The sequence below is a fragment of the Streptococcus oralis genome, assembly GCF_003943395.1.
Classification (GTDB): Bacteria; Bacillota; Bacilli; order Lactobacillales; family Streptococcaceae; genus Streptococcus; species Streptococcus oralis_BF.
Map to the genome: position 1 here is coordinate 1 of NZ_RJPJ01000021.1, position 2,061 is coordinate 2,061.

Consider the following 2,061-nt stretch of genomic DNA (forward strand, 5'->3'; position numbering starts at 1 on the left):
GCTCAAGCTTGTTGAATCTGATACAGATGCGCTGGTTGATGCTGATGCACTGTTGCTTGCACTTGTGCTTACTGAGTCAGATGCAGACTTGCTTGCTGAGTCAGATGTTGATGCACTGTTGCTTGCACTTGTGCTTGCTGAGTTAGAAGCACTGATTGAAGCAGAGATGCTGTTGCTCATGCTTGTTGAATCTGATACAGATGCGCTTGTTGACGCTGAGGCACTGTTGCTTGCGCTTGTGCTTGCTGAGTTAGAAGCACTGATTGAAGCTGAGATGCTGTTGCTCAAGCTTGTTGAATCTGATACAGATGCGCTTGTTGATTCTGAAGCAGACTTGCTTGCTGATTCAGAAGCACTGATTGAAGCTGAGATGCTGTTGCTCAAGCTTGTTGACGCTGAAGCTGAGGCACTACGTGAAGCTGATTCACTGTTGCTTACGCTTGTGCTTACTGATTCTGATGCACTGATTGAAGCAGAGATGCTGTTGCTCAAGCTTGTTGAATCTGATACAGATGCGCTTGTTGACGCTGATGCACTATTGCTTGCACTTGTGCTTGCTGATTCTGATTTAGACTTGCTGGTTGATACAGATTCACCTTCAAGGGAAGCGCTCTTGCTTACTGAGTCTGACTTAGATGTACTGTCGCTGGCGCTAACTGATTCTGATGCAGACTTGCTTGCTGAAGCACTTTCTGAAGCTGATTTAGACAAGCTTTCTGATTCAGAGTTAGATTTACTTGTTGATGTTGACTTAGATGCATCATCAAGGGAAGTGCTCTTGCTTGCTGAGGCAGATGTTGAAGCACTTTCTGACTTGCTTGCTGATTCTGACTTAGACTTGCTTGCTGATACAGATTCACCATCAAGTGAGCCACTCTTGCTTACTGAGTCTGACTTAGATGTGCTGTCGCTGGCGCTGACTGATTCTGATGCAGACTTGCTTGCTGAAGCACTTTCTGACGCTGATTTAGACAAGCTTTCTGACTTGCTTGCTGATTCTGAAGCGGATTGACTTTCTGATGTTGACTTAGAAGCATCTACAAGTGAAGTGCTCTTGCTTGCTGAGNCAGATGTTGAAGCACTTTCTGACTTGCTTGNTGATTCTGANTTAGACTTGCTTGNTGATACAGATTCACCATCAAGTGAGCCACTCTTNCTTACTGAGTCTGACTTAGATGCACTGTCGCTGGCGCTNACTGATTCTGAGGCAGACTTGCTTGCTGAAGCACTTTCTGAGGCTGATTTAGACAAGCTTTCTGATTCAGAAGCGGATTGACTTTCTGATGTTGACTTAGATGCATCTACAAGTGAAGTGCTCTTGCTGAGTGAATCAGATTTAGATGTGCTTTCTGATTGGCTAAGCGATTCTGACTTAGACTTGCTTGCTGATACAGATTCACCATCAAGTGAGCCACTCTTGCTTACTGAGTCTGACTTAGAAGCACTGTCGCTGGCGCTAACTGATTCTGAGGCTGACTTGCTTGCTGAAGCACTTTCTGAGGCTGATTTAGACAAGCTTTCTGATTCAGAGTTAGATTTACTTGTTGATGTTGACTTAGAAGCATCATCAAGGGAAGTGCTCTTGCTTGCTGAGTCAGATGTTGAAGCACTTTCTGACTTGCTTGCTGATTCTGATTTAGACTTGCTTGTTGATACAGATTCACCTTCAAGCGATGCGCTCTTGCTTACTGAGTCTGACTTAGATGTGCTGTCGCTGGCGCTGACTGATTCTGATGCAGACTTGCTTGCTGAAGCACTTTCTGAAGCTGATTTAGACAAGCTTTCTGATTCAGAGTTAGATTTACTTGTTGATGTTGACTTAGATGCATCATCAAGNGAAGTGCTCTTGCTTGCTGAGTCAGATGTTGAAGCACTTTCTGACTTGCTTGCTGATTCTGATTTAGACTTGCTGGTTGATACAGATTCACCTTCAAGAGATGCGCTCTTGCTTACTGAGTCTGACTTAGAAGCACTGTCGCTTGCGCTAACTGATTCTGATGCAGACTTGCTTGCTGAAGCACTTTCTGAAGCTGATTTAGACAAGCTTTCTGATTCAGAGTT

General features: G+C 44.4%; 1 pseudogene. It reads left to right on the forward strand.

The features are described from left to right. Window positions 1–1,012: pseudogene (locus tag D8802_RS10180) on the forward strand (hypothetical protein); the annotation flags it as partial. Window positions 1,013–2,061: the final 1,049 nt, after the last annotated feature.